The organism is Curtobacterium sp. MCBD17_008 (assembly GCF_003234475.1).
Taxonomy (GTDB): domain Bacteria; phylum Actinomycetota; class Actinomycetes; order Actinomycetales; family Microbacteriaceae; genus Curtobacterium.
On the sequence record NZ_QKTK01000010.1, the window covers coordinates 114037 to 138786 of the forward strand.

General features: G+C 72.1%; 21 protein-coding genes and 1 tRNA gene. 9 read left to right on the top strand and 13 right to left on the bottom strand.

From position 1 onward, the window contains the following. Positions 1-155: 155 nt before the first annotated feature. From DEI95_RS10995 to DEI95_RS11010, 4 genes are all read right to left on the bottom strand, one after another. Positions 156-2582 carry a 5'-nucleotidase C-terminal domain-containing protein gene (locus DEI95_RS10995; protein ID WP_111060240.1) on the bottom strand — a complete coding sequence of 809 codons (2427 nt, stop codon included), beginning with the start codon at positions 2580-2582 and terminating at the stop codon, positions 156-158. Positions 2583-2734: 152 nt separating this feature from the next. Further along, positions 2735-4549: a thiamine pyrophosphate-requiring protein gene (locus DEI95_RS11000; protein ID WP_111060241.1), complete on the bottom strand. Its 1815-nt coding sequence runs from the start codon at positions 4547-4549 to the stop codon at positions 2735-2737. A 121-nt stretch (positions 4550-4670) separates the two neighbouring features. Further along, positions 4671-5594 carry a sugar phosphate isomerase/epimerase gene (locus DEI95_RS11005; protein WP_110826014.1) on the bottom strand — a complete coding sequence of 308 codons (924 nt, stop codon included), beginning with the start codon at positions 5592-5594 and terminating at the stop codon, positions 4671-4673. After that, positions 5591-6808, bottom strand: a complete 1218-nt coding sequence (locus DEI95_RS11010) for a Gfo/Idh/MocA family protein (protein ID WP_181436288.1) — start codon at positions 6806-6808, stop codon at positions 5591-5593. Before DEI95_RS11010 ends, DEI95_RS11005 begins: the two co-directional genes overlap by 4 nt. A gap of 97 nt (positions 6809-6905) precedes the next feature. Between DEI95_RS11010 and DEI95_RS11015 the strand changes: the two genes are divergently transcribed. The 4 genes from DEI95_RS11015 to DEI95_RS11030 all read left to right on the top strand — a co-directional run bounded on the left by DEI95_RS11015 (position 6906) and on the right by DEI95_RS11030 (position 10908). After that, on the top strand, positions 6906-8327 hold the full coding sequence (locus tag DEI95_RS11015; protein WP_111060242.1) for a glucose-6-phosphate dehydrogenase: 1422 nt from the start codon (positions 6906-6908) through the stop codon (positions 8325-8327). A gap of 39 nt (positions 8328-8366) precedes the next feature. After that, positions 8367-9152, top strand: coding sequence for a dienelactone hydrolase family protein (locus DEI95_RS11020; protein ID WP_110901206.1), 786 nt, complete (start codon positions 8367-8369; stop codon positions 9150-9152). 94 nt (positions 9153-9246) lie between these two features. Next, positions 9247-9319 (top strand) — tRNA-Arg (locus DEI95_RS11025). A 110-nt stretch (positions 9320-9429) separates the two neighbouring features. Then, on the top strand, positions 9430-10908 hold the full coding sequence (locus DEI95_RS11030; RefSeq protein ID WP_111060243.1) for an aminotransferase class I/II-fold pyridoxal phosphate-dependent enzyme: 1479 nt from the start codon (positions 9430-9432) through the stop codon (positions 10906-10908). A 73-nt stretch (positions 10909-10981) separates the two neighbouring features. Here DEI95_RS11030 and DEI95_RS11035 read toward each other — a convergent pair whose 3' ends face one another. The 7 genes from DEI95_RS11035 to DEI95_RS11065 all read right to left on the bottom strand — a co-directional run bounded on the left by DEI95_RS11035 (position 10982) and on the right by DEI95_RS11065 (position 18093). After that, positions 10982-11599 (bottom strand): pyridoxal 5'-phosphate synthase, encoded by a 618-nt coding sequence (locus DEI95_RS11035; RefSeq protein ID WP_111060244.1) that lies wholly within the window; start codon positions 11597-11599, stop codon positions 10982-10984. Continuing rightward, positions 11596-12384 carry a creatininase family protein gene (locus tag DEI95_RS11040; RefSeq protein ID WP_110901203.1) on the bottom strand — a complete coding sequence of 263 codons (789 nt, stop codon included), beginning with the start codon at positions 12382-12384 and terminating at the stop codon, positions 11596-11598. Before DEI95_RS11040 ends, DEI95_RS11035 begins: the two co-directional genes overlap by 4 nt. Then, positions 12381-13760, bottom strand: coding sequence for an FAD-binding oxidoreductase (locus tag DEI95_RS11045; RefSeq protein WP_111060245.1), 1380 nt, complete (start codon positions 13758-13760; stop codon positions 12381-12383). Before DEI95_RS11045 ends, DEI95_RS11040 begins: the two co-directional genes overlap by 4 nt. A 100-nt stretch (positions 13761-13860) precedes the next feature. Further along, the gene (locus tag DEI95_RS11050; RefSeq protein WP_111060246.1) at positions 13861-15051 is read right to left on the bottom strand and encodes an ABC transporter substrate-binding protein; all 1191 of its coding nucleotides are present in this window, start codon (positions 15049-15051) and stop codon (positions 13861-13863) included. Positions 15052-15128: 77 nt separating this feature from the next. Next, positions 15129-15998 carry an ABC transporter permease gene (locus tag DEI95_RS11055; RefSeq protein ID WP_110826022.1) on the bottom strand — a complete coding sequence of 290 codons (870 nt, stop codon included), beginning with the start codon at positions 15996-15998 and terminating at the stop codon, positions 15129-15131. Continuing rightward, positions 15998-16765: an ABC transporter ATP-binding protein gene (locus tag DEI95_RS11060; RefSeq protein WP_220032894.1), complete on the bottom strand. Its 768-nt coding sequence runs from the start codon at positions 16763-16765 to the stop codon at positions 15998-16000. Before DEI95_RS11060 ends, DEI95_RS11055 begins: the two co-directional genes overlap by 1 nt. A gap of 77 nt (positions 16766-16842) precedes the next feature. Further along, positions 16843-18093 carry an amidohydrolase family protein gene (locus DEI95_RS11065; RefSeq protein WP_111060247.1) on the bottom strand — a complete coding sequence of 417 codons (1251 nt, stop codon included), beginning with the start codon at positions 18091-18093 and terminating at the stop codon, positions 16843-16845. A gap of 153 nt (positions 18094-18246) precedes the next feature. Here DEI95_RS11065 and DEI95_RS11070 point away from each other — a divergent pair, with 153 nt between their 5' ends. Continuing rightward, positions 18247-18903 carry a helix-turn-helix domain-containing protein gene (locus DEI95_RS11070; protein WP_111060248.1) on the top strand — a complete coding sequence of 219 codons (657 nt, stop codon included), beginning with the start codon at positions 18247-18249 and terminating at the stop codon, positions 18901-18903. Continuing rightward, entirely contained in the window at positions 18900-19892 is a 993-nt protein-coding gene (locus DEI95_RS11075; protein ID WP_258367576.1) for a PDR/VanB family oxidoreductase, read from the top strand. The genes DEI95_RS11070 and DEI95_RS11075 overlap by 4 nt, the downstream gene beginning before the upstream one ends. 79 nt (positions 19893-19971) lie before the next feature. Here the strand turns inward: DEI95_RS11075 and DEI95_RS11080 are convergent, their stop codons facing one another. Then, entirely contained in the window at positions 19972-21369 is a 1398-nt protein-coding gene (locus DEI95_RS11080; RefSeq protein ID WP_111060249.1) for an amidohydrolase family protein, read from the bottom strand. Between the two features lie 226 nt (positions 21370-21595). On the opposite strand from DEI95_RS11080, the gene DEI95_RS11085 reads away from it, so the two are divergent. The 3 genes from DEI95_RS11085 (at position 21596) to DEI95_RS11095 (ending at position 24127) form a co-directional block, all read left to right on the top strand. After that, positions 21596-22183, top strand: a complete 588-nt coding sequence (locus DEI95_RS11085) for an HTTM domain-containing protein (RefSeq protein WP_111060250.1) — start codon at positions 21596-21598, stop codon at positions 22181-22183. Beyond that, entirely contained in the window at positions 22180-22644 is a 465-nt protein-coding gene (locus tag DEI95_RS11090) for a hypothetical protein (RefSeq protein WP_111060251.1), read from the top strand. The genes DEI95_RS11085 and DEI95_RS11090 overlap by 4 nt, the downstream gene beginning before the upstream one ends. Before the next feature lie 190 nt (positions 22645-22834). Then, positions 22835-24127, top strand: a complete 1293-nt coding sequence (locus DEI95_RS11095) for an amidohydrolase family protein (protein WP_111060252.1) — start codon at positions 22835-22837, stop codon at positions 24125-24127. 36 nt (positions 24128-24163) lie between these two features. Here DEI95_RS11095 and DEI95_RS11100 read toward each other — a convergent pair whose 3' ends face one another. Further along, positions 24164-24388, bottom strand: a complete 225-nt coding sequence (locus DEI95_RS11100; RefSeq protein ID WP_111060253.1) for a PLDc N-terminal domain-containing protein — start codon at positions 24386-24388, stop codon at positions 24164-24166. Between the last annotated feature and the right edge of the window lie 362 nt (positions 24389-24750).

Here is a 24750-nt window from a genome sequence, read left to right on the forward strand (position 1 = left end):
ACGGGAGCAGCGTACCGCGGCGCGGTGCGGAAACCGACCCGGGGACCCCGGGACGGCGACCGGCGGACCCGGGACCGCGCCTCCTGGCCGAGCAGACGGGACGGGCCCTCCCACCGGTCGGTGGGAGGGCCCGTCGGACGTGGCCGGGAGGCCCGTCAGCGGTCGGCGTGCACCGTCGCGTCGTGCGCAGCCCGCTTGCGGCGGGCGAGCACCAGGGCGGTCACGCCCGCGAGGAGCAGGAGCACCGCCGCGAGTGCGGGTCCTGCGACCTCGGCGCCCGTGTAGGCCAGCGGCCCGCCGTCGCCGTCGGCGTCGTCGATGCCACCACCGGCGATCGGCACCGCGACGAGCCCGCCGTCCGGGTCGGTCGCGACCGGCACGGTCGGCGTCGCCGGGTCCGTGGGGTCGGTCGGGACGGTCGGTTCGGTCGGGTCGGTCGGGTCGGTACCGGGCGTCGGCACCGGCTCCTCACCGGGTGCCGGGGCCACGAGCACCGGCACGGTCACGGCCAGCGTGATCCGCTGTCCGCTCGGCAGCTCGACGACGAGGGGTTCGTCCGAGGTCTCGACCGCGGCGGCCGCGGGGCGTGCGCGCTCGGTCGGGGTGGTGGGTCCGCCCGGCGTCGCGGCACCGGTCTCCGGGACGGTGAAGGTCAGCGAGGCGCGGCCCTGCTCGTCGTACTTGTCGACCACCGTGGTGTCGATCGGGGCGGACGCGAGCTCCGTTCCGCCGGCCGACACCGAGACCGTGCCGCTCTGGTCTCCGGCGTTGCTGAAGACGAGCGACGAGAGGTCGACGGTCACCTCGTCGCCGGGCTGGAAGCCGCCATCGGGCTCGGGCGTCGTGGTGACGCCGACGGCGCGCTGGTCCATCGGGGGCTCCACGGCATCCTGCGCCGCGAAGTAGTCCGCCTGGGCCTGCAGGTCGACCTGGCCCGAGTCGGCCTTGTTCGTCCCCGCCGCGAACGCTGCGAAGTTGTCGCCGCCCGTGGACAGGAAGGAGTTGACCGTGACCTTGAGCGTCTCGTCGAGCGCGATGGGCTCGCCGTCCAGGGTCATGCCGGTGATGCGCTCGCCGCGGCCCTTCGAGGGGTCGTACGTGTAGGCGAACCCCTCGGACACGCCGAGCTTGAGGAACGGACGCTCGAGGCCGTCCGGCTGCCACTGCTGCTCGAGGGCGTCCTTGATCTGCTGCCCGGTCATGTCCTCGGTGACGAGCGTGTTCGCGAACGGCTGCACGAGGGCGGCTTCCTTGTAGGAGACGCTGCCGTCGGGGTCACCGGCACCGCTCGACGCGTAGACGAGGTCGGTACGGAGGCCGCCCGGGTTCATGAACGCGACTTGGGAGCCCTGGCGCTCGGTCGCCCAGCGCTGGACCTCGGCGATGTTGTTCCCGAGCGTCGACTCGCCGCCGCGGTTCTCGGTCTTGCCGTCGGACTGCAGGGCACGCCGCAGGTCGCCGGTGATGGTGCCGAGCTGCTCCTTGCCCTTGACGTCGGCGACCGCCTTGGCGTCCGCGACGGTCTTCGTCACGGCGTCGACCGAGGTGGTGTCGGCGGGCTTCGCCGGGTCGGTGTTCACCGGCTTCACCGAGGAGGTGATGCTGGTGAGCGTGCCGTCCGCGGCGACCGTCATCCGGAGGTGCCCGTAGGCGACGCCGTAGGAGCCGGCCTGGATCACGGGACGCGGGGTCCCGTCGGGGCCCGGGATCGAGTGGTCGTACGTCGCGTGCGTGTGCGCGGACACGATCGCGGAGACCTCGGAGGACACGCCCGCGGTGATCTGTCCGAAGGCGCCGCTGCCCGTCGCGTCGGTGAGGGCTCCGGTCGTCGCACCCTCGTGCACGAGCAGGACGAGGACGTCGGCTTCACCGTTCGCCTCGTCGCCGTCGGTGAGCTCGGTGGCATACCGGTTGACCGAGCTGACGATCGGGGCCATGGCGAGTCCCTCGACGCCGCCGGGGCTGACGAGCCCCGGGATGAGCGCCTCGGTGGTCGCGCCGATGAAGCCGACCTTGACGCCGCCCTTCTCGACGATCGACCACGGGGTGAAGGCGGGCTCGGTGGTGCCCTGCTTCACGATGTTCGCGGAGATGTACGGCCAATCCGCACGGTCCTCGATCCGCCCGGTGAGGTCGTCCTGGCCCTTGTCGAGCTCGTGGTTGCCGATCGCGCTGACGTCGAGACGCATCTGGTTGAGAACGTCGATCGTCGGGTCGTCCTGCTGCACGAACGACGTGAAGGTCGACGCACCGACGTTGTCGCCGACGCTGGCGAAGATCGTGTTCGGGTTCGCCTCACGTTGCGCCTGGACGACGGCGGCGAGCTTCGCGGCGCCTGCGGCTTTGTCGGCCGCGGTGCCCTCGGACTCGATGCGGCCGTGGAAGTCGTTGACGTCGAGGATGTCGATCGTGGTGTCACCGGCGGCGGCCACGGTGACGGGTGCGGTCGCGCCGGAGGCGGCCTCGGCCGCGGCGGCCGGGGCGCCCAGGGCGACGAGGACGCCCGCGGTGGCGAGGGCGGTACCGGCGACGATGCCGCGCCTCCGCCTGGGAGTGGGTTCGGGGAAGTGGGACGGGCTCATCGGTGTGAGGACTCCTGGTGTGGTGGTTCTGCCCCCGGTTGGGGGACACGACCTCACGAACCTACGAGGACCCACAGCCGACACGCCAGGACGGCGTCGGCTCCGTAACATGCTGTTCAACTGCGGGGCACACCCCCGTGCGACCGCGGTCGTCAGTCGCGGCCGAGGGCGCCCTTCGCCCGCTCGACGACCTCCGCCGCCATCGCCTTCGCGGAGTCCTTGACCACGTCGAACTCGACCGGGTCGCCCTTGAGCAGGCTCTTCGCGGTGTTGACGGCGTACTCCGCGGTGATGTGCGGCGGCAGCGGGGGCACACTCCGGCTCACGTACGCGTCGATGAGGGTCACGCCCGGGAACGCGAACGCCCGCTCCACGGCCGCGTCGACCTCGTCGTCGCTGTGCACGGCGATGCCCTGGAAGCCCAGGAGTTCGGCGTACCCGGCGTAGTCCATCGTCTCGACGTCCTGCGACCCGCGCCACATCGGGTTGCCGTCCTCGGTGCGCATCTCCCACGAGACCTGGCCGAGGTCGTCGTTGTGCATCACCACGATGACGAGCTGCTTGTCCTCCCACCGGTCCATGTACTTCTTCACGGTGATGAGCTCGTTCATGCCGAGCATCTGGAACGCGCCGTCGCCGATCGTGCACACGGCCGGGCGGTCCGGGAAGGCGAACTTCGCGGTGACGGCGTACGGCATCGCGGCGAGCATCGTCGCGAGCCGACCGGACATGTCCCCGTGCATGCCCCGGCGGAGCCGGATGTGGTGGCCGTACCAGTCGGCGGTGGTGCCGGCGTCGCAGGTCACGGTGACGCCCTCCGGCAGCCGCTCGTTCACGGCGCGGACGACCCGGCGCGGGTTGACCCCGTCGCTGTAGGCGACCTCGGCCTGGCGGGCCATCTCGGCCTCCCACTCGCGCATCTCGTCGGCGAGCTGCTCCTGCCATCCCAGGTCGGTCTTCTGCTCGAGGAGCGGGAGCACGGCGTCGAGCGTGGCCCCGACGTCGCCCCACATGTTGAGTTCGTTCGGGTAGCGCAGGCCGAGCTGCTCCGGCTTGATGTCGACCTGGATCCCGCGCGCCTGCCCCACCGCGGGCAGGTACTCGCCGTACGGGTAGTTCGTGCCGAGGAGCACGATCGTGTCGCACTCCTTGATCTGCGTCAGGCTGGGGCGGGAGCCGAGGAGCCCGACCTGCTGCGTGTGGTAGGGCACGTCGGACGGCACGACGTCCTTGCCGCGGAGCGCCGTGATGATGCCGGCGCCGGCCTTCTCGGCGGCCGCGAGGACCTGGTCCGTCGCACCTCGGGCACCGGCGCCGACCAGGAAGGTCACCTTCTCCCCGGCGTTGATGATGTCCGCCATCTTCCGGATGTCCTCCGCCGGCGGTGTGATGCGCGTCGACGCGGGGACGTCGCTCGACCGGGACACCCAGTGCTCCGCGCCGGGCTCCGACCACGCCATCGCCTGCACGTCGTGGGGGAGCACGACCACGGCGGGTTGCTTGCGGAGCATCGCGGTGCGGAACGCGGTGTCGATGACGACCCCGGCGGCGTCCGGCGATGCGATCGTCTGCACGTAGCACGCGACGTCGGCGAACACGCGCTCGAGGTTCGACTCCTGCTGCGTGAACGTGCCGACCGCGGCGAGACCCTGCTGCCCGACGATCGCGACGACGGGCTGGTTGTCCATCTGGGCGTCGTACAGGCCGTTGAGCATGTGGAACGCACCGGGGCTCGAGGTCGCGATGCAGACGCCGACCTCGCCGGTGAACTTCGCGTGCGCGGTCGCCATGAGCGCGGCGATCTCCTCGTGCGTGGGGCGGATGTACTCGACGCCCTCGCCCTTGCCGTCGGCCTTGCCGAGCGCGCCGTCGAACTCGCCGATGCCGTCACCCGGGTAGCCGTACACCCGGGTCACGCCCCAGGCCTTGATCCGGTCGAGGACGAACTCACTCACGTTCTGGCTCATGGGACCAGGGTGCTCGCGGTGTGTCCGTGCGTTCCCAGCACCCGGTCACCGGACGGGAGGCCCGGGTCACGCGACCGACGTCGGTCCCGCGATCCGGGCCTCCCGTCCGGCGGCGACGCCGCTACTCGGCGGCGATGAGCGGCCGGAGCGTCCGGTGGGCGATCCGGAGACCTTCGAGGACCTTCACGTCCTCGCCGCCCCAGAGCGGGTCCTCGTGCTCGACGGACAGCGTGCCGTCGAACCCGGCCTCGTAGAGCCGGTCGACCACGCGGGGCCAGTCGACGACCCCGCGGCCGGGGACGCGGAACCGCCACCAGCCCATCTCCCACGGGTCCTCGCCCTTGTCGACCTTGCCGAAGAAGCCGTACTCGTTCCGCCTGCCGGGGAAGAGCTCGACGTCCTTCGCCTGCGCGTGCACGATGTGCTCGGCGAACGGCAGGATCGTCTCGACGGGGTCGATGCCGATCCAGGTGAGGTGCGACGGGTCCCAGTTCAGCCCGAAGCCGAGTCCGGTGACCCACTCCCAGAGCTCGGGCGAGTACGCGATGTTGCCCGGGTAGCCGTCCGGGTGCCAGCCCTCCATGACGCAGTTCTCGATGACGAGCCGCACCCCGCGCTCGCCGGCGTAGTCGACGAGCTCGGGCAGGACGCGGTCGCCCTCGGCCATGTTCTCGCGCACCGACTTCGTCATGTCGCGGCCGACGAAGGTACCAACGTACGGCACACCGAGCAGCTGCGCGGCGTCGACCGCGTGCCTGAGGTGGGTGCGGACCTCCTCGCGGCGGGCGGGGTCCTGGTGCAGGTTGTTCTCGTAGTAGGCCAGCGCGCTGATCTCGAGGCCGGTGCGGTCGAGCAGCTCCCGGGTCGCCCGTGCGTCCTCGTCGGTGAAGGTGGCGACGGGCAGGTGCGCCGCCTCGAAGTCGCGTCCGCCGGTGCCGGGCCAGACGGCGACCTCGAGCCGCTCGTAGCCCTCGGCACTCGCGAACTCCGCGATGCGTGCCAGGTCCCACCCGGGCAGGCACGCGGTCAGCATCCCCAGCTTCATCGGATCTCCCTCCAGGCGGCGTCGCCGGCGCTGGCGACCACGGTGTCGATGATGCGCGCCGAGCGGGCCCCGTCCGCGAAGGTCGGCAGACCCTCCGGTGCGGCACCGGTCGTGACGGCGGTGTAGGTGTCGGCGACGAACGCGGCGAACGCGTCGACGTAGCCCTGCGGGTGTCCGGACGGCACGACAGCCAGACGCCGCTGGTCGGGCGAGCCCTGGGACGGGTCCCGGACGACGATCTGCGCCCCGGTCTCGTTGCCGAACCAGGCGGTCTCGGGCTGCTCCTGGTCGAACGCGGCCGACCCGAGCGTGCCGTCGACCTCGAACCACAGGCGGTTCTTCCGGCCGGCGGACACCTGCGAGATGACGACGTTGCCGATGCGCCCGGCGCCGGTGCGGAACGTCGCGACCGCGGTGTCCTCGGTCGTCACCTCGGCCCGTTCGGCAGCGTCGGCGATGGGATCGGGGTCCGGTGTGCCGGAGAACGACGTGCCCGAGGCGGCCGGACGGGTCGGGTGGACGATGTCGGTGACGGCGCTGACCGAGGTGAACTGCTCGCCGGTGACGAACTCGACGAGGTCGCACCAGTGCGAGCCGATGTCGGCGAAGGCCCGGGAGAGCCCACCGGCACCGGAGTCGACCCGCCACGAGGACGCGTCCGAGTCGAGCATCCAGTCCTGCAGGTAGTGGCCGTGCACGGCGAGGACGCGGCCGAGCTCCCCGGCGCCGATGCGCGAGCGGATCTCCCGCACCATCGGGTGGTAGCGGTACACGAACGGGACCGTCGCGACGACCCCGGCGTCCGCGGCGGCCTGCTCCAGTTCGGCGGCCTGCGCGGCGGAGACGGCGAGCGGCTTCTCGCACACGACGTTGATGCCGGCGCGGACGAGCGCGAGCGTCTGCGGGTGGTGCTGGTCGTTCGGCGTGCAGACGTGCACGACGTCGGGGCGGTCGGCGATCACCGCGTCCAGGTCGTCGTAGCCGCGGTCGAGCCCGAGCTGCGCGGCGACCTGCTCGGACCGCTCCCGGTTCCGGCCGAGGACACCCAGGACCTCGGCGCCAGCGGCCCGCGCGGCACGCACGTGCACGGCCGCGATCATCCCGGTGCCGACCACGGCGACCCGGAGACGCCCGCCTTGCCGGGACCCGGAGCGCGGCGGTCCGGCCAGCTGCTGGTCCACGTCCGGTGCGTGGACGGTGCCCTCTGTCGTCATGGTGCTCCCTCGCGCCGTGTCGACGCTCCTGCGCGTCGGCACCACCGTAGCGGGCGGACCCGGCCGTGTTCGGGAGCCGGTGAGTACGGTCTGGGGCATGGCGAGCCTCCAGACCACACTGCTCATCCTCGGAGCCAGCGGCGACCTGTCCAAGCGGTTGCTGCTCCCCGGCCTCGCGACGCTGCTCGACGTCAAGGACGACTGGGACGTCCAGCTGGTCGGCGCCGGGGTCGAGGACCTGTCCGACGCCGACTGGAAGCACCTCGTGCACGAGGCCTTCGAGAACGCCCAGGCGTCGAAGAACGAGGAGGACGAGGGCGCGACCGGCGATGGGCGACTGTCCCCGCGCCTCCAGGCCGTCGTCGACGGATCGTCCTACCGCAAAGCCGACGTCACGGACGCCGACGACCTGCGGACCCTGCTCGGCGACTGCCGTCACGACCCGGCGATCTACTTCGCCCTGCCGCCGGCCGTCACCGAGAAGAGCTGCGAGCAGCTCGCCCACATCGACCTGCCGGCCCGGACGCGGCTCGCGCTCGAGAAGCCGTTCGGCACCGACGCCGAGAGCGCCGGGCACCTCAACGACCTGCTGCACTCCTTCCTGCCCGAGGAGCGCATCCACCGGGTGGACCACTTCCTCGGCCGGTCGACCGTCCTCAACCTGCTCGGGCTGCGCTTCGCCAACCGCATCATCGAGCCGCTGCTGTCCTCGCAGCACGTCGCGCGCGTCGACATCGTCTACGACGAGACCCTGGGCCTGGAGGGTCGCGCCCGCTACTACGACAAGGCCGGGGCGCTCGTCGACATGATCCAGAGCCACCTGCTGCAGGTGATGGCCGTCGTCGCGATGGAGGCCCCGGCCTCGATCGACGCCGACGACCTCCGCACGCAGAAGGAGCTCGTGCTCCGCGCCGTCCGGCCGTGGGGTGGGGACGTCGCGGCCGCGGGCAAGCGCGCGCGGTACACGGCCGGTTCGGTGGGGGACCGGTCGTTGCCGTCCTACGTGGACGAGGAGGGCGTGGACCCCGCCCTCGGCACCGAGACCCTGGCGCAGCTGAAGCTCGAGATCGCGAACTGGCGCTGGGCCGGGGTGCCGTTCACCCTGCGGTCCGGCAAGGCCCTGGGGAAGCAGCGCCGCGAGATCCTCATCACGTTCAAGGACTCGCCGCACGTGCCGAACGGCCTCACCGGAGCGGTGCTGCCGGACCGGCTCTGCATCTGGATCGCCCCGGACGAGATGCAGCTCGAGCTCAACGTCAACGGCCCGGGTGACCCCTACACGGTCGACCACACCGCGCTGACGACGACGTTCAACCCCGGACGGCTGAGTGCCTACGGCGAGGTGCTCGCCGGTGTCCTGGAGGGGGACGCCACGCTGTCGGTACGCGGGGACAGCGCCGTGCAGGGGTGGAAGGTCGTCGAGCCGTTCCTCGCCGCCTGGCGGGCCGGGACGACCCCGCTCGACGAGTACGCCGCCGGGTCGGGCGGGCCGGACAGCTGGGACAACGTCGACAGCTGACGGGACGGTCCCCGGGACGGGAGCGTAACGTCCGCAGGCGTGACCACGATCGACGCGATACTGCAGACCGTTCCCGAACCCGCCGGTGCCGACATCCGTGTCGAGACCGTGCACTACGACTCCGACGGCACCGACCTGGAGGGCGTGCTCGCGAAGGACGCCGCCGTCGCCGGCCCCCGTCCGGCGGTGCTCGTCGTCCACGACTGGCACGGCGTCAACGAACACGTCGAGGCACGCGTGACCATGCTCGCCCGCCTCGGCTACGTCGCCTTCGGCGCGGACGTCTACGGCGCGGGCATCCGCCCCGGCGACGACACCGCCGCCGAGGTCGCCGGCCGGTTCTACGGCGACAACGCCCTGTTCCGCACGCGCCTGCGCGCCGGACTCGACCGCCTGCTCGCGGACCCGGACGTCGACGCCACGAAGGTCGTCGTCATGGGCTACTGCTTCGGCGGGACCGGCGCACTCGAACTCGCCCGCACCGGTGCCGAGCTGGTCGGCGCGGTGGCGTTCCACGGCGGCCTGCTCACCCACGACCCCTCCGACGCGCACGACATCCGCGCGAAGCTCCTCGTGCTCACCGGCGGCGCCGACCCGGTCGTCCCGGACGAGGCCGTGCACGCCTGGCAGGACGAGATGCGCGGCGCTCCGGAGGTGGACTGGCAGGTCGTGACCTACGCGGACGCCATGCACGCGTTCGCCGTCCCCGGGACGAACGCACCCGACCACGGTGCGCAGTACCAGGAGCGCGCCGACCGTCGCTCGTGGCAGGCCCTGCAGGTGTTCCTCGCCGAGGTCTTCGACGAGGAACCGACGCTCGCCTGACCGCCAGCGACACGCCGAGCGCGCGGGTGGACGGTGCTCGATTGGCGCTGCGACCGGAGCTGTTGTAGAGTCTTCCACGGCTCGCAAGGGCCACGCGCTCGTAGCTCAATGGATAGAGCATCTGACTACGGATCAGAAGGTTGGGGGTTCGAGTCCCTTCGAGCGCACAGTACCGCAACACCACGAAGGCCCCGGAGACCACCTCCGGGGCCTTCGTCGTCCTCCGGAGCACACGAGGCTGGATCACCCACCACGGCCGCCGGACTACACGGGGACCATGCCTGACGATCTCGACCAGACGGCCGCTCCGTTCCTCGACGCGCTGCGGGACCACCACGCCATGAACCGGTACAGCTTCTCGCCGCCCGGGCACCGGCAGGGCCGCGGGGTCGACACCGAGACGCTGTCGGTGCTCGGGTCGGACCCGTTCCGCAACGACGTGCTCGCCAGTGGTGGCCTCGACGACCGGACGTCGTCGAACGGCTACCTCGCGACCGCGGAGGCCCTGATGGCAGACGCCGTGGGCGCGGACAAGGTCTTCTTCTCGACCTGCGGCAGCTCGCTGTCGGTCAAGGCGGCGATGCTCTCGGTCGGCGGAGTGGACGGCGGGATCGTCATCGGCCGGGATGCGCACAAGTCGGTCACGGCCGGCCTGGTGTTCTCCGGGCTGCAGCCCTACTGGGTCGAACCCCGGATCGACGACGACCAGGGGATCTCGCACCCGCCGTCGCCCGAGGACTACGCCGCGGTCTGGGACGCCCACCCGGACGCGGCCGCTGCGCTGGTCGTCAGTCCCACCCCGTACGGCACCTGCGCCGACATCGAGGGCATCGCCGCGGTCTGCCACGAGCGCGGCAAGCCCCTCATCGTCGACGAGGCGTGGGGTGCGCACCTGCCGTTCTCCGAACACCTGCCCTCCTGGGCGATGAGTGCGGGCGCCGACGTGTGCGTCACGAGCGTGCACAAGATGGGCCTCGGCTTCGAGCAGGGCTCCGTCCTGCACCTCCGGGGCGACCTCGTCGACCACGACCACCTCTGGGCCTGCGCCGACATGCTCATGACCACCAGCCCGAACGTGCTCGTCTACGCCGCGATGGACGGCTGGCGGCGACACATGGTGCAGGACGGTGCCGAGCGGATCGCGCGTGCGATCGAACTCGCCGACCGCACCCGGGAGCGCATCGACGCCATCGACGGGATCAGCGTGCTGCACGACGAGCTCCTGCACGCGGAGGCCTCGCACGAGCTCGACCCGATGCGCATGCTGCTCGACGTCCAGGCGCTCGGGATCAACGGGTACCACGCGCTCGACTGGATCCGGGAGCACCACCAGATCGACCTCGGGCTGTCCGACCACCGGCACCTGGGCGTCGACATCTCGATCGCCGACGACGAGTTCACGACCGATCGGCTCGTGCAGGCACTCGAGGCCCTCGCTGCCACGGCGCCCGGACTCGACCAGGACCCGCCGGTGCAGCTGCCCGGCCGCGCGGGCATCGTGCTCGAGTCGGTGGTGACGCCGCGCGAGGCGTTCTTCGCCCCGGCCGAGTCCGTCCCGGCGGAGGAGGCGGCCGGACGGATCGCGGCCGAGCAGGCGACGCCCTACCCGCCCGGCATCCCCGCGTACGTGCCGGGGGAGCGGATCACCACCGAGGTCATCGAGTACCTGCGGAGTGGTCTGGAGGCGGGCATGGTCCTGCCGGACCCGACCGACGGCAGCCTCGGCACCATCCGCGTCATGCGCGACGTGCGGTAGCGGGCGGGCGGCCCGGCCACTCCGGCGACTCAGCCCGGCCAGCCCAGCGACTCACCCCGGCCAGCCCGGCGACTCACCCCGGCCAGGCCTCGCGCCGCCACCCACCGTCCGCGGCGCGCTCGTACGCCAGCCGGTTGCTCGGCCCGTCCGTCGCGCCCTGCCAGAACAGCATCCGCAGCGGTGTCAGCGCGTAGCCGCCCCACGTCGTCGGCGGCTCGAGTGGGCCACCGCCACGCTCCTCGCCGAACGCCGTCCACCGCTCGCGACGGAGCGCGGCCGTCGCACCCGCCAGGTCGGCGTCGTTCACCCAGGCGAGCACCTGCAGGTACCGGGTCCGCGCGGCGTAGGCGAGCCGGGCCTCCCGGTCGGTGACCGGCGCGACGTCGCCGGTCACGACGAGCTGGCGGGCGGCCTCCGGCCAGACGATCGTCACGGAGGCCCGGGGGACGGCCGCCAGTTCGGCCGCCTTCCGGCTCCGGGTGTCGGTGTGGAAGTGCAGGCGCCGTCCGTCGAACCGGGACAGCAGGACGGTGCGGGCGGACGGGTAGCCGTCCAGCCCGATCGTGGACAGGGTCATCGTCGGGCCCGGTGCCGACCCGTCCACCGGGAGCCAGGCCGCGGCGAGCACGAGCGGCTCCGCGGGCGGCGGTCCGTCGACGGTCGCCGCGGCCTCGCCCGGCAGCACGGTCACCGGGGACCGGCGGGGTCGAAGCGGGCGATCTCGTGCAGCGAGGCCACCGCCTCGGCGAGGGAGTGCTCCCACAGGGCCGCGCCGTACGAGGCGGAGGCGCGGCTCGCGTCCCCGACCACGCCGGGTGTCCCGAAGTCGTCCGAGAGCCACCCGAAGGACACCGGGCCGCCGTTGAACGCGATCTTCGAGAACCCGGCGATGTGTTCCGGCACCCAGCGTTCCGCGAGCGTCATGTCGACGAGGTCCGGGCGCAGGTGCAGGATCATCGACGTCTCGGCCGCACCGCCGTGGATGCCGAGGCCGAGTTCGTCCGCGTCCTCGCCGTCCGGACCCGGCACGCGGGCGAGCGTCGGCATGAGGAACGTCTTCAGGCCGTACCGCTTCCGGATCTCGCGGAGGGCGACCTGCAGCAGCGCGACGTTGCCGCCGTGCCCGTTCGCGAACACGAGCGTGCCGGCCCCGGTGCGGGCGACGGCGCGGCCGATCTGCACGACCGTCTCGAACATCGTCGACGCGTCGAGCCACACGGTGCCCGGCGCCCAGCTGTGCTCGTCGGACTTCGTGAACGCCAGGGTGGGCAGCTGCCAGACGTCGAGCCCCTCGGCCGCGGCCTGCTCGACCGCCGCGCCGCCGATGTGGTCGGCGAGCAGGAAGTCGGTGAGCAGCGGCAGATGCGGGCCGTGGTGCTCGACCGCTCCGGTCGGCTGGACGACGACGGTGTCCGCCGTGAAGCCGGCGGCGACGGCCGGACCCGACAGCTCCGCGAGCTTCCGCGTGCCGCTCACTTGCCGAAGCCCGGGACGGCCGGCTGCGCTGACGCGGTCGACCCGCCGGACTCGACGAGCGCCGGATCGATGACGTGCCCGGGGTTGAGCAGCCCGTCCGGATCGGTGCGCTGCTTCAGGGCGAGCAGCTCCTCCACCCCGTGGTCGACGTAGTACTGGTGCGGGCTGTGCACCCGGACGCCGAGGTCGCGGAGCAGCGGGTAGCCGGCGTAGACGGCCTCCGCCCCGGTGTACGGCGCGGTCAGCATGCCGATCGGGCCGACGTGCGCCGCCTCGATGTGGAGCATGCCGCCGGGGTAGACGGCCTCGACCTCGGCGATCCGGTCGATGAGCGCCTCGCCGCCGACCTCGACGTGGAAGTGCTCGGTGTCCGGGGTGTTCCGCTTCAGCCACCAGATCGGGTGGTTGTACGACAGCATCGACACCTTCGTGGTCTGCTGCAGCCCCTCGCGCACGTCCTCGACGGTGCCGCCGGCGAAGGTGATGAGGTCCTGCGCCTCGTCGAGCGCCGCCGCGTCGATGATGCCGCGCAGGCTGGCCCGGTCGGCGGCGATGGCCGGGTCCGTCGGCAGGGTGGCCGCGATCGCGGCGCGGTCGGCGCTGACGAGCCGCGGCACCGGGGTGAGGCCGCGCAGGGTGCGCACCGCGACGAGCGCCTGCTCGAACGTCGGGAAGGTCGCGTACACGGCACGCCAGTCCTGCAGCGGTTCGAGCCGGACGGTCGCCCGGGCGATGACGCCGGCGGTCCCGTACGTGTGCACGAAGGGCTGCGCCTCGTCACCCTCGGCGTGCACCAGACCCGGCTCACCCGGCAGCGCGATGTCGAGCGCCGTGACGAAGCCCTGCCAGTTCGACCCGTGCGCGATCGACCCGGTGCCGCCGGAGCCGCCGGACAGGAAGCCGCCGATCGTCGACTGCGCGGTGGACGGGTACATCCAGAGCTGCTGCCCGGCGGCCGCGGCGGCCTGCTCGAGGGCGACCATCGACGTGCCGGCCTCGGCCGTGATCCAGCCGTCCCCGACCTCGACGACGGCACGGGCACGGGAGGTGTCGAGGACCAGGCCGCCGTGCAGCGGGATGCCCTGACCGTAGTTGCCGGTGCCCTTGCCCCGGGTGGTCACGGGGACGCCGTGCCGCACGGCGGCCTGCAGGGTGGCGGCGATCTCGTCGGCGCTCGCGGGGGAGGCGACGAGGTCGGCGAGCCCGAGCGGCAGCTGCTCGCTGAGGATCGGGCTCATGGTCGCCTCGTCGACGGAGGCGCGTGCGCGCGTCCGTTCGTCGGCGCTGACACCGCGCTCGCCGAGGAGGTCGACGAGCTCGGCGCGGAGCGCCTCGATGGTGGTGGGGGAGACGGAGACGGGGGTGACGATGGTCATGGCTGCTCCTGCTGCGAGGGAGGTGGGGGACCGACGGGAGGCCCGACACGCGTGCGGTGTCGCGCCTCCCGTCGGTGGATGGTCGGCCGGGCCGGACCGGCTAGAAGCCGAGCGAGATCGAGTCGTCGAGGAACTCGTTCGTGTACAGGTCGGAGGGCGCCAGGTCCTTCTTCATGTTCCCGCCGGAGCCGGAGAAGACGGGCGTGGCCTTCTCGATGAAGTCGGCCATGCGCTGCTCGTCCATGTCGCCCACGTACCCGTTGTCACCGTCCGTGGCGATGCCGCGCTTCTGCATCTGCTCGGCCGCGAACGCACCGACCTTCGAGTCGTACGTCCAGCCGTTGTTGTACTGCTGCACGAGCTGCGTGATGAGGTCGTTCGTCGCGGCGGGCGACTCCAGGTAGTCCACGTCGGCCTGCTGCATGACCGGCACCAGCTTCTCGAGGCACGGCTTCAGTTCGGACATCTGGTCCGAGCGGACGGACATCGTCTCGGGGTAGGGGTTCCAGCCGGTGCTCGAGATGAGGGCCGACTCGACCTCCTTGCCCCAGGCGGCGACCTGGTTCTTGTACACGTACGGCTCGGCGGTGGCGAAGCCCTGCTGGGCGTCCTTGCCGCCGGCCGAGACGAACTTGGACGGGGTGCCGTCGTAGCTGCCGTCGAGGACGCTCTTCGGCAGGATGCCGGACTGCTCGAGGTACGACATGTACGCGGCGTCGTTGAAGTAGCGGACCACGCCGTCGTTCTCCTCGAGCGCCTTGCCGAGGCTCTCGATGCTGTCGACGTCCGGGTAGGTCGCCGGGTCCCACATGATCGCCATCGGGGACTGGTCGTTCTCGGCGAAGACGGCGGTCGTGGGCAGCTCGCCGGAGAACATGACCGCTTCGTCGGTGGAGACGTAGCCGAGCGTGATCGACTTGTCCTGGTACATCTGCGAGCTGACCTTGGAGTAGCCGATGGCCGGGCCGCCGGCACGGATCTCGAGCTTGACGCCGGTCGGCTTGCCGTTCGCGACCAGGTCGCCCGTGACGGTCTTGCCGGAGGCGTCGATCGCCGGGTTCGCGCCGAGCATCTGGTACAGGTGACCGTGCTCGCCCTCCGGGTTCCAGTCGGTCTGGACGACCACGGTCGCGGGGCAGACGTCGGACAGGTCGACGGCCGGGCCGGTGGCGGCGCTCGTCGCAGCGGTGGTGGTGGCGCTCGTCGCCGAACCGCTCGCGCAGCCGGTGAGGGCGATCGCGGAGACGGTGAGGGCGGCGGTGACAGCGCCGAGTCGGGTGGTGGTGCGCATGGAGGCTCCGTTCGTGGTGCGGGTCTCGTGGTGCTGGGGCGGGTGCTGTGGGAGGGGGAGGGGAGACGGGGATCGGATCAGCCGAAGTCGTGCCAGCGGCCGACGGCCAGACGACCGAGCAGGCCGAAGACGAGGAACACCGCGACGCCGTAGAGCGAGGCGATGATGATGGTCGCGTAGAGCTCGGGCCCCATCAGCCGCGAGGCCGTCACCTGGATGAGGACGCCGAGGCCGGGGTTGCCGCGCTGGAAGAACTGGTCGCCGACGATGGCGCCGATGACGCTGAGGCCGGCCGAGGTGCGCAGGCCGACGAAGATCGACGGCAGGGCGGCGGGGACCTGCAGCTTCACGAGCTGGGCGAACCGGCCGGCACGCTGCAGGCGGAAGAGCTCGCGCTGCCCCTTGTCGGCCGACTGCAGGCCGAAGAGCGTGTTCGACACCATCGGGAACAGGGCGATCATCACGGTGACGATGACGCGGCTCGTGAACTCGTACCCGAACAGGGCGCCGATGAGCGGCACGAGCGCCAGGATCGGCACGCACTGCAGCACGACCGCATACGGGTAGAGCGAGTTCTCGAGCCACTTCGCCTGCGCCATCGCCATCGCCCAGAGGACGCCGATGACGATGGCGAACAGGAGGCCGGTGAGCGAGACGACCGTCGTCCGGCCGAGTGCCGTCCACAGGTCGTGGCCGAAGGTCGAGGGTGCGCCGTTCATCCCGGTCGGGGCGACGATCGCCTTGAGCACGAGGTGCGGGTACGGCACGAGGAAGGCCAGGCCCCGCACGTGGTCGTAGTAGGCGGCCGCGGCGTACCAGACGCCGACGAGCACCGCGAGGACGACGACGGGCTGCCACCAGGTGACCGACCGACGGGTGCGCGGGGTGGAGCGACGGGCGGCGGTGCGCGCGGTGCGGGCGTCCGCGACCTCCTGCAGCGTGACCATCAGCGGTGTCCTTCCCGGAGTGCGTGCGAGACCTCGCCGACGAGTTCGGCGAACTCCGGCGTGAAGCGGATGTCGGGGTCACGGGGCATCGGGAACGGCACCGCGAAGCGCCCGACGATGCCGCCCGGACGGCCGGACATGACGACGACCTCGGTGGACAGGTAGACCGCCTCGGACACCGAGTGGGTGATGAAGAGCCCGGCGAACTGCTGCTCGACGAACAGGCGGAGCAGCTCGTCGTTCAGCCGCTCGCGGGTGATCTCGTCGAGGGCGCCGAACGGCTCGTCGAACAGGAACAGCTCCGGGTCGAGCGTCAGGGACCGGGCGAGTGAGACGCGCATCCGCATGCCGCCGGAGAGCTGCTTCGGCAGGTTCGTCTCGAAGCCGTTCAGCCCGACGAGGTCGATCGCGTGCGCCGCCTTCGCGGCCCGCTCGGCCTTCGGCACGTCCCCGAGTTCGGCGAGGAGCTCGACGTTGCCCTGCACGGTGCGCCACGGCAGGAGGGTGGCGTCCTGGAACACGTACCCGATCCGGTCGGCGGCGACCCCGGCCGCGCCGTCGGACGCGGTCTCGAGCCCGGACGCGATCCGCAGCAGCGTCGACTTGCCGCAGCCGGAGGGGCCGACGACGGAGACGAACTGCCCGCGGTCGACGGTGAGGTCGACGCCCTGCAGCGCGATCGTGCCGTTGGGGAAGGTCATCTCGACGTTCCGGAAGTCGAGCAGCGTGTCCGTCGCGGTGACGGGGGCTGGTGCGGTGGTGGTCACGGGTACCTCGTGTTCTCGTGCATGGTGGTGCGCGGTCAGGGAACGGGGACGGTTGCGGGCTCGGGCACGGCGGGTGCCTAGGCGCGGGTGGGGGCGGCGACGCTGCGCTGCACCTCGGTGCGGGCGACGAGCCGCCCGCGGGACAGGACGATGCGGTCGGCCGGCGCGTTCGCGACCGCGTCGGTGACGCTGGTCGCGGCGACGGCGAGCAGGTCGGCGCGCGCCCCGACGACCGGGCCGGCGGCCGGGAGGCCCATCACGCTCCGGGCGGCGACGCTCACCATCGCGTACGCCTCGTCGGGCGTCAGGTGTCCGGCGGTGACGAGGAGGGACGCGGTCTCGAGCGCGTCGCTGCGGCCGACCGGGTTGAACGGGTCGCGGACGTTGTCGGCGCCGGCGGCCACCCGGACCCCGGCGGCGAGGAGTGCGCGGATCGCCGTCAGGCCGCGCGGCGTCGACACCGGGTGCTGCCAGCCCTGCAGGTAGAGGTTCGTGATCGGCAGCGTGATGACGCCGATGTCCGCGGCGGCCACGTCGGCGACGACCTCGGCCAGCCGCTCCGGGCCGAGCGTGCCGAGCCGGACGCAGTGGCCGGCGGAGTACTGGCGGTCGCGCGGCCAGTCGCGGACCGCCCGGGCGTAGTGGTCGAGCGTGACCGGCCCGTCGAGGCTCTCGTCGGCGTGCAGGTCGACCCCGAGGCCGCGGCGCCGGGCGATCGCGAGCAACCGGTCGACGTCGGCGAGCGGGTCCTCGGCGAGGTGCGGGGCGCCGCCGACCAGGTCGACGCCGAGGTCGAGCACCGCTTCGACGTGCTCGTCCGGCGCGAGCGGTCCGGCCAGGGCGACGAGTTCGATGTCCATGAGGTCGGCGAGTTCCTCGCGGACCTGCACGAGTGCCTGTGCTCCGCGGACGCTGTCGGCGACGCTCGCGGTGCCGCCGTCGCTCAGGACGTCGACGTGGGTCCGGATCGCGGTCGTCCCGGCTGCGAGCATGGCGAGCGCCTGCGTCCGCGCCCGGTCGGCGATCTCCGCGACCGACATGGTCGAGGCGTGCGCCGCCCAGGCCGCGATGGCTGACCCGAGGTCGCCGAGCGGCGGCCGGATCCGGTCCGCGCTGAGGGCCTTGTCGAGGTGGGCGTGCGGCTCGGCAGGAGCGGGGAGCAGCAGGCGTCCGCCCAGGTCGAGCGTGTCCGCGTCGCCGGCTGCGAGCGTGTCGGCCGGAGCCACCGCGCTGACCGTGTCGCCGTCGATCGCGACGTCCACGAGCCTGCCGTCCGGCAGCAGCGCGGAGCGGAGGAGGGCGACCCGACGGGGCAGTGACGACTCCATGGGACCCTCTCGATCGTGTGTGACAATGTTGATCGCATCAACATCTCCGATGCTAGGGCGGCCGTGTTTCCCTCCGGTTTCGCGCCGGTTGCCGCCTGTGACGAGATGACGTGCACGGAACGCCCAGCCCCTCCCGTCCCCGATCGGAGCGCGATGCCCACCGAACTGACCGACACCGGACCGGCCACCGCTCCGACCCCCGCGGCCGAGCCCACGACCGATCGCGTCGTCGACGAACAGGCCCGCCGGATCGGCGCGCACGTCCGGACGCTCCGCCGCGCGGCACGGATGACACTCGTGCAGCTCGCCGAGCGCACCGGCCTGTCGCACCCGTTCCTCAGCCAGGTCGAACGAGGTCACTCCCGCGCGAGCATGGTGTCGCTCGAGAAGATCGCCGGTGCGCTCGACACCACGCAGGTCGCCCTCCTCGCCGCCGGGGCCCCGGTCCGCCAGGAGCCCGACGACCGACGACCGGAGGTGATCCGCGCAGGCGAGGGCGCCCGCGGCCCGTTCTCGAGCGGCGAGGCGCGGCTGCTCGTGCACGCCGGACCACACGCCTTCGAGCCGCTCGAGTGGAAGGGCGACAACACCGACCTCGGCGAGTACTTCGAGCACCACGAGGACGAGTTCCTGACGGTGCTCGCCGGTGCCGTCGTGCTCGACCTGCGCGGCCAGGACGTGCTGCGGCTCGGCCCGGGCGACTCGGCGTACTACCGCGGCGGGACCGGACACCGGTGGTGCAGTGCCGACGGCAGCGCGTTCCACCTCATCGTCGTCAAGGAGACGCCGCGGTCCGGAGCCGGCGCATGAGCGCGGGCATCAGCAACGGCGCGTACGGCGCCGCCGTGTCGCAGACAGAGGCGCGACACCGGATGCGGATCGCGGCCCGGCGGCAGGTGGCTGCGGACGTCGTGACGCTCGACCTCGCCCCGCTCGACTCGGCGCCGCTGCCGGCATGGGAGCCCGGTGCCCACGTCGACCTCGGGGTGGCGCCCGGCGTCGAGCGACAGTACTCGCTCGTCACCACGACGGACGACGGACACTGGCGGGTGGCGGTCCTCCGCGAGGCGACCGGACGCGGTGGCTCGGTGGCCGTGCACGACGTGCTCCGTGTCGGCGACGACGTGACCGTGGGCGGCCCGCGGAACCACTTCGGTTTCGACCCCGGGCGTCCCGCGGTGTTCGTCGCCGGCGGGATCGGGATCACCCCGATCGTCGCGATGATCGCCGCGGCCGAGCGGGCCGGGACGCCGTGGGAGCTGCACTACGCCGGTCGGTCCCGCGACCGGATGGCGTTCGCCGACGAGCTCCTCGCGGCACACCCCGACCGGGTCACGCTCGCCGCCGCCGACGAGGCACCCCGGCTGGACGTGGTCGGGCTGCTCGCTGAGCCGCGCGACGCCGTCGTCTACTGCTGCGGCCCCCGCGGGCTGATGGACGCGGTCGAGACCGCCGCCGCGCACTGGCCGGCCGGAAGCGTCCGGGTCGAACGGTTCGAGCCCGTTGCGGACGTCGACGCCCCGGGGGAGGCGTTCGAGGTCGAGCTCACCCTCACCGGCACGACCGTCACCGTCCCCGCCGACCGGAGCCTGCTCGAGGTCGCGGAGGACGCCGGCGCGTTCGTGCTGTCGTCCTGCCGCGAGGGCACCTGCGGCACGTGCGAGACGCCCGTCCTCGAGGGGTCGGTCGACCACCGGGACACCGTGCTCAGTCCCGCTGAGCAGGCCGACGACCACACGATGATGGTCTGCGTCAGCCGCGCGGCGGCCGGGTGCCCGCGTCTGGTCCTGGAGCTCTGACCGCCGGACGCAAGGCCCGGGTCCGGACGCGGTCCGGGCCTCCCGTCCGGCGCGTGGTCGCTCCGTCAGGGGCGCTCGGTCAGGGGCGCTCCGTGTCGTCGAGCGGCGCGCCCGTCAGCGCCGACAGGCGCTCCAGGCCGGCCTGCTCGACGAGTTCGCGAGCCAGCGGACGGGACCGGGCCACGGCCTCCCGGACGTCGACGCGGGTGACCTCGAAGTCGGCCAGGCTCAGCTCGCCGTCGACCCAGACGTCCTTGACCTCGCGGCTGCCCGCGACGAAGACGACCGCCTGGAACGGGTCGTGGACGTTCGCGAGCGTCGGGCTCTCGCCGTCGAACACGACGAGGTCGGCGCGCTTGCCGGGCTCGAGCGACCCGATCTCGTCCTCCATGCGCAGGGCCCGGGCACCGCCGATGGTGCCCATCTCGAACGCCTCGCGGGCGGTCATCGCGGTCGCCTGCAGGTCGCGGATGCGTGCCAGGAGCGCGGCGGTCTTCATCGCCTGCAGGAAGTCCTGCGAGTCGTTCGACGCGGGACCGTCGACGCCGATCCCCACCGGGATGCCGAGCGCCCGCAGTTCGGCGACCGGGGCGATGCCGCTCGCCAGGATCCCGTTCGCGACCGGGTTGTGTGCGACACCGACACCGTTCGCCGCGTAGGTCTCGCGGTCCTCCCGGTCCATCCACACGCTGTGCGCGGCGATGACCGGCACCTCGAACATGCCCGTCGCCTCGGCGTACCCGATCGCCGTCCTCCCCGTGCGCTGGCGGGCGGCGGTGACCTCCTCGCGCACCTCGTGGAAGTGCACGTGCACGCCGTGGCCGCCGGCGACCGCGTAGTCGACGTGCTCCTGCCACGTCGCGTCGGTGTACCGGCCGATCGACGAGACGCCGACTCGGAACGAGCTGTAGTGGCTCGCCTCGGCGGCCTCACGAAGCGCGTCGAACTCCTCCAGGATCGGGGTCGCACCGAAGCCCCGGTCGACGTCCCCAGAGCCGAACGACACGACCCCGCGGAGCCCGAGCTCCTCGAGCGCCTGCACGACCCCCGGTGTCGCCGGCTCGCCGGGGATCGGGTCCGAGCAGAACATGTCGTTCGCCGTCGTCACGCCGCTGCGGAGCATCTGGATCCCCTGCAGCATGGTGCCCGCGTACGCCTTGTCGCGCGTCATCACCGGGTTGACGTGCGCGATGAGCGCGTTCAACCACTCCCACAGCGTGTACTGCGAGCCGATCCCCGTGATGAGCCCCTCGCTGAAGTGCCCGTGCGTGTTCACGAAGCCGGGCGTGACGACGTCGTTCGCCCCGCCGCGGACCGGCGCATCGGGGTGCGCGGCCGACAGCTCGGCGAAGGTGCCGACCGCGGCGATCCGGTCCCCGTCGAGGAGCACCGCGCCGTCCCGGATCGCGGACGGGGTCTCGGAGGCGTCAGGGGCGGCGGTCAACACCCATCCGCCGCGGATCAGGGTCTGCGTCATGGGGAGAACCTAGGGACCCCGTGTTTCGCGCGTGTTCCCGTCCGGTTTCCCACTGGTGCTGGCGGGCGCCGGCGGAACGACGCGGAGAACGGCTGAAGGGGTCACAGTCCTGCGGGAAGGAGGTCGTGTCCCGATCCGCAGGTGTTCTGAGCCCTAGTCATGATTGACATACTGAATGTAAGACGACGAGTATCGACGCCATGACCAGATTCGCGGAACACAGCCGATGCCGAACGTTGATGACGACCGGAGGAGTCGGGCTGGTCACTGCTGCGCTCATCGCCGGGACAGCGGTCCCCGGCGGCGGACCTCGTGGACGGCCGTACAGCCGGAGCGTGCTCTGGGCGCGCGCGTCCTCGTCGCGTACTCCGCCCTCGCGCTCGCGAAGCTGCAGATCGCGATTGTCTACCTCGTCGCCTGTCTCGGGAAGCTCAGCAGTGCAGAGTGGGTGAACGGCACTGCCCTCTTCTACTGGGTGCGGAACAACGTGTTCGGGGCGCCGCCGCTCCTCCGGCCGGTGGCGGAATGGGTGACGATGCGCCCAGTGCTGGTCGCCGCTTCGTCCTGGGGAACGCTCGTGCTGGAGTTCAGTCTCGCGATCGCCGTGTTCCTGCCGACGCCGTTCCGATTGCGGATACTGCTGCCGATCGCACTCCTGTTCCATCTCGCCAACTGGCTGGTGCTCGGCGTGTCGAGCTTCGCGTTCGTGATGGGTGCCGCGCTGCTGATCTTGGTCGTCCCGGTCGGATGGTCACACATTCGACCGAGGATGTACCGGATCCGCTCGGGACGAGAAAAGGAGACACCGGTATGACGGAGACGACGAACGGACCCGCCTGGATGAGGGTGCTCGGCGCTTTCCTCCTGCTCAGCTTCGGTGGCATGGTCGCCCTCATGGTCCTCCTCGTCCGTGAGATCGGAATCGGTCCCGCGACGTTGACGATGCTCCCCGCCGTGCTCGTACTCGGTGCCGGCTTCGTCCTCGTCACCGCCTCCGTGCGCGTGGACGTCGCTGACAGCGTCGCCCTTCGGTTCTTCCCCCTCTGGCGTCGTCAGCTCGAGTACTCCGAGCTGGAATCCGTCAGGGTCGAAGAACAGAGTTGGTTCCGGTTCGGTGGTGTCGGCCTGCGGTGGAACGGCGCCGCGACGGGGCTCATCCTCGGGAACCGGCCGGCAGTCGTCCTGCGGACCCGGAGGAATCACGAATACGTGGTGCAGTGCAGTGATCCGGAGCGTGTCGCCGAACACATCCGAGCCCGTCTGGTCGCGCGCTGAGGATCGATCGAGCCCGCTCCGTAGCCGGACGAGGACCTCGGTCATGCCGCTCGGCGCTGTGGAAGACGACCCCTCGTCTCACTGCTGAGAACGATCGGCAAGCTGTCTCAGCGATGAGACGAAGCCGCGGGATGACGAAGAGGTCCCTGTTCGACACCGTCCCGAAACACCGCGCTGCTACAAACGCTGCATGCTCTCCGTCACCGGCGCACACCGCGTCCTCGTCGACCCCCGTACCGAGCGTGACGGCGACGTCGTGGTCGACGACGGCAGTGCGGTCGCGACGACGCTCGACGCCTCGGGATGTGTCGTCACCGCCGGCCTCGTCAACGCACACCACCACCTGCTGCAGACGGCGTTCCGGACCCTCCCCGGGACCCGCGGTGTACCGATGGCGGACTGGCTGCCGGCGATGGCCGGTGCGTACGGCCGGGTGGGCCACGACCCGGAGCTCTACGGACTGGCCGCTGCCGTCGGGGCCGCGGAGGGCCTCCTGTCCGGGGTCACCACCATCGCCGACCACCACCTCAACTGGCCGGCGGACGCGACGGCGGACGACACGGTCGCGCTCGCCGCGGCCACGGTGGACGCCGTCCGCGGGCTCGGCGGGCGGCTGGTGTTCGTCCGGGGGAGCGCCCGGGACGACCCTGAGCGGGCGGCCGCGTCGGCGGACGCGATCGTCACCGGACTGCTCCACGAGGACGCGGTCGGCGGCGTCGACCCCGACGGACGACTGCAGGTCGCGGTCGGTCCTGCGGGCGTGCACTCGGACGGCGAGGCGACGTTCCGTGCCCTCGGCGAAGTCGCCGCCCAGCACGGCCTGCGCCGACGCACGCAGGCGAACGAACAGGTCGACACCGCCATCGCCCTCGAGCGGTACGGACGACGCCCGCTCGACCTGCTCGAGCAGTGGGGGTGGCTCGCGCCCGACGTCACGATCGCCCACCTGTGCGACGTCACCGACGACGAGGTCGCCCGCATCGCGGCTGCCGGGGTCACGGCCACGCACGCACCGGGGTGCGACGTGCCGATGGGGTGGGGGATCGCGCCGGTCGCGCGGCTCCTCGCCGCGGGCGTCCCGGTCGGTCTGGGCACCAGTGGCGGCGGCAGCAACGACGCCGGACACCTGCTCGCGGACGCCCGCCTGGCGATGCAGGTCTCCGCGCTCGTCGGGCCGCAGCTGCCCGCCCGACAGGTGCTCGGCACGGCGACCGAGGGGTCCGCCGTCGGTCTCGGGCGGCCGGAACTCGGACACCTCGGCGCCGGGTCGGCCGGGGACCTCTGCGTCTGGGACGTCTCCGGCGTCGCGGATGCCGGGGTCGCCGATCCGGTCGCCGGCCTCCTGTGGGCGTCCCCGGGACGGCGGCCCCGGCACGTCGTCGTCGGTGGCCGCGTGGTCGTGCGGGACGGGAGGCTCGTCATGGCCGACGAGGGCGAGCTGGCGGCCCGCCTGCGCGAGCGGTTGGCACGGACACCTGCGTGAGCCGCCCGACGGGACGGACCCCGTCGGGGGCGTCGGTCAGTGCGCCCGGTCCAGCCGGTCCGCGAGCCGACCGAGTGCCCAGTTGAGCAGGAACCCGAGCGCGCCGAGGACCGGGAGCACGACGACGACGACCGTCCAGACGACCTTCGCCAGCTGACTCCGCGTCCGGTCACGCCACAGGACCACCAGCGCCCCGACCTCGAGCAGCATGATCACGAGCAGCACCGCGGCGTGCGTTCCGACAGTCAGGTTCCCGAACACGCCCCACCTCCGCTGGAGGGCTCGGTCGCACTCCGCTCCCGGAGTGTAGCGGCGTCGGGAAACGGCGGACGAGCCTCCCGTCGCTCCTCCCCGTGGTTCCGTGATTCGCGCATCTCGGCGGTCGAGGTGCGCGAATTGTGGAACCACGGAGGGACGGTGGCGGGGTGTCGTGGAACCCGGGCGTCTGGTTCCGGGGACGCGAGAACGCCGTCCCGCTTGTGCGGGACGGCGTTCTGGTGGTGCGTCAGATCGGGTGTTACTTGATCTGGGCGGTGATGGTGGCGGTGCCGACGAGCAGGCCGCGCTTGACGGCGTCGGTCTTGAAGGTCTGGTTCAGCAGGTCCGCGGCGTCCTGGGAGATG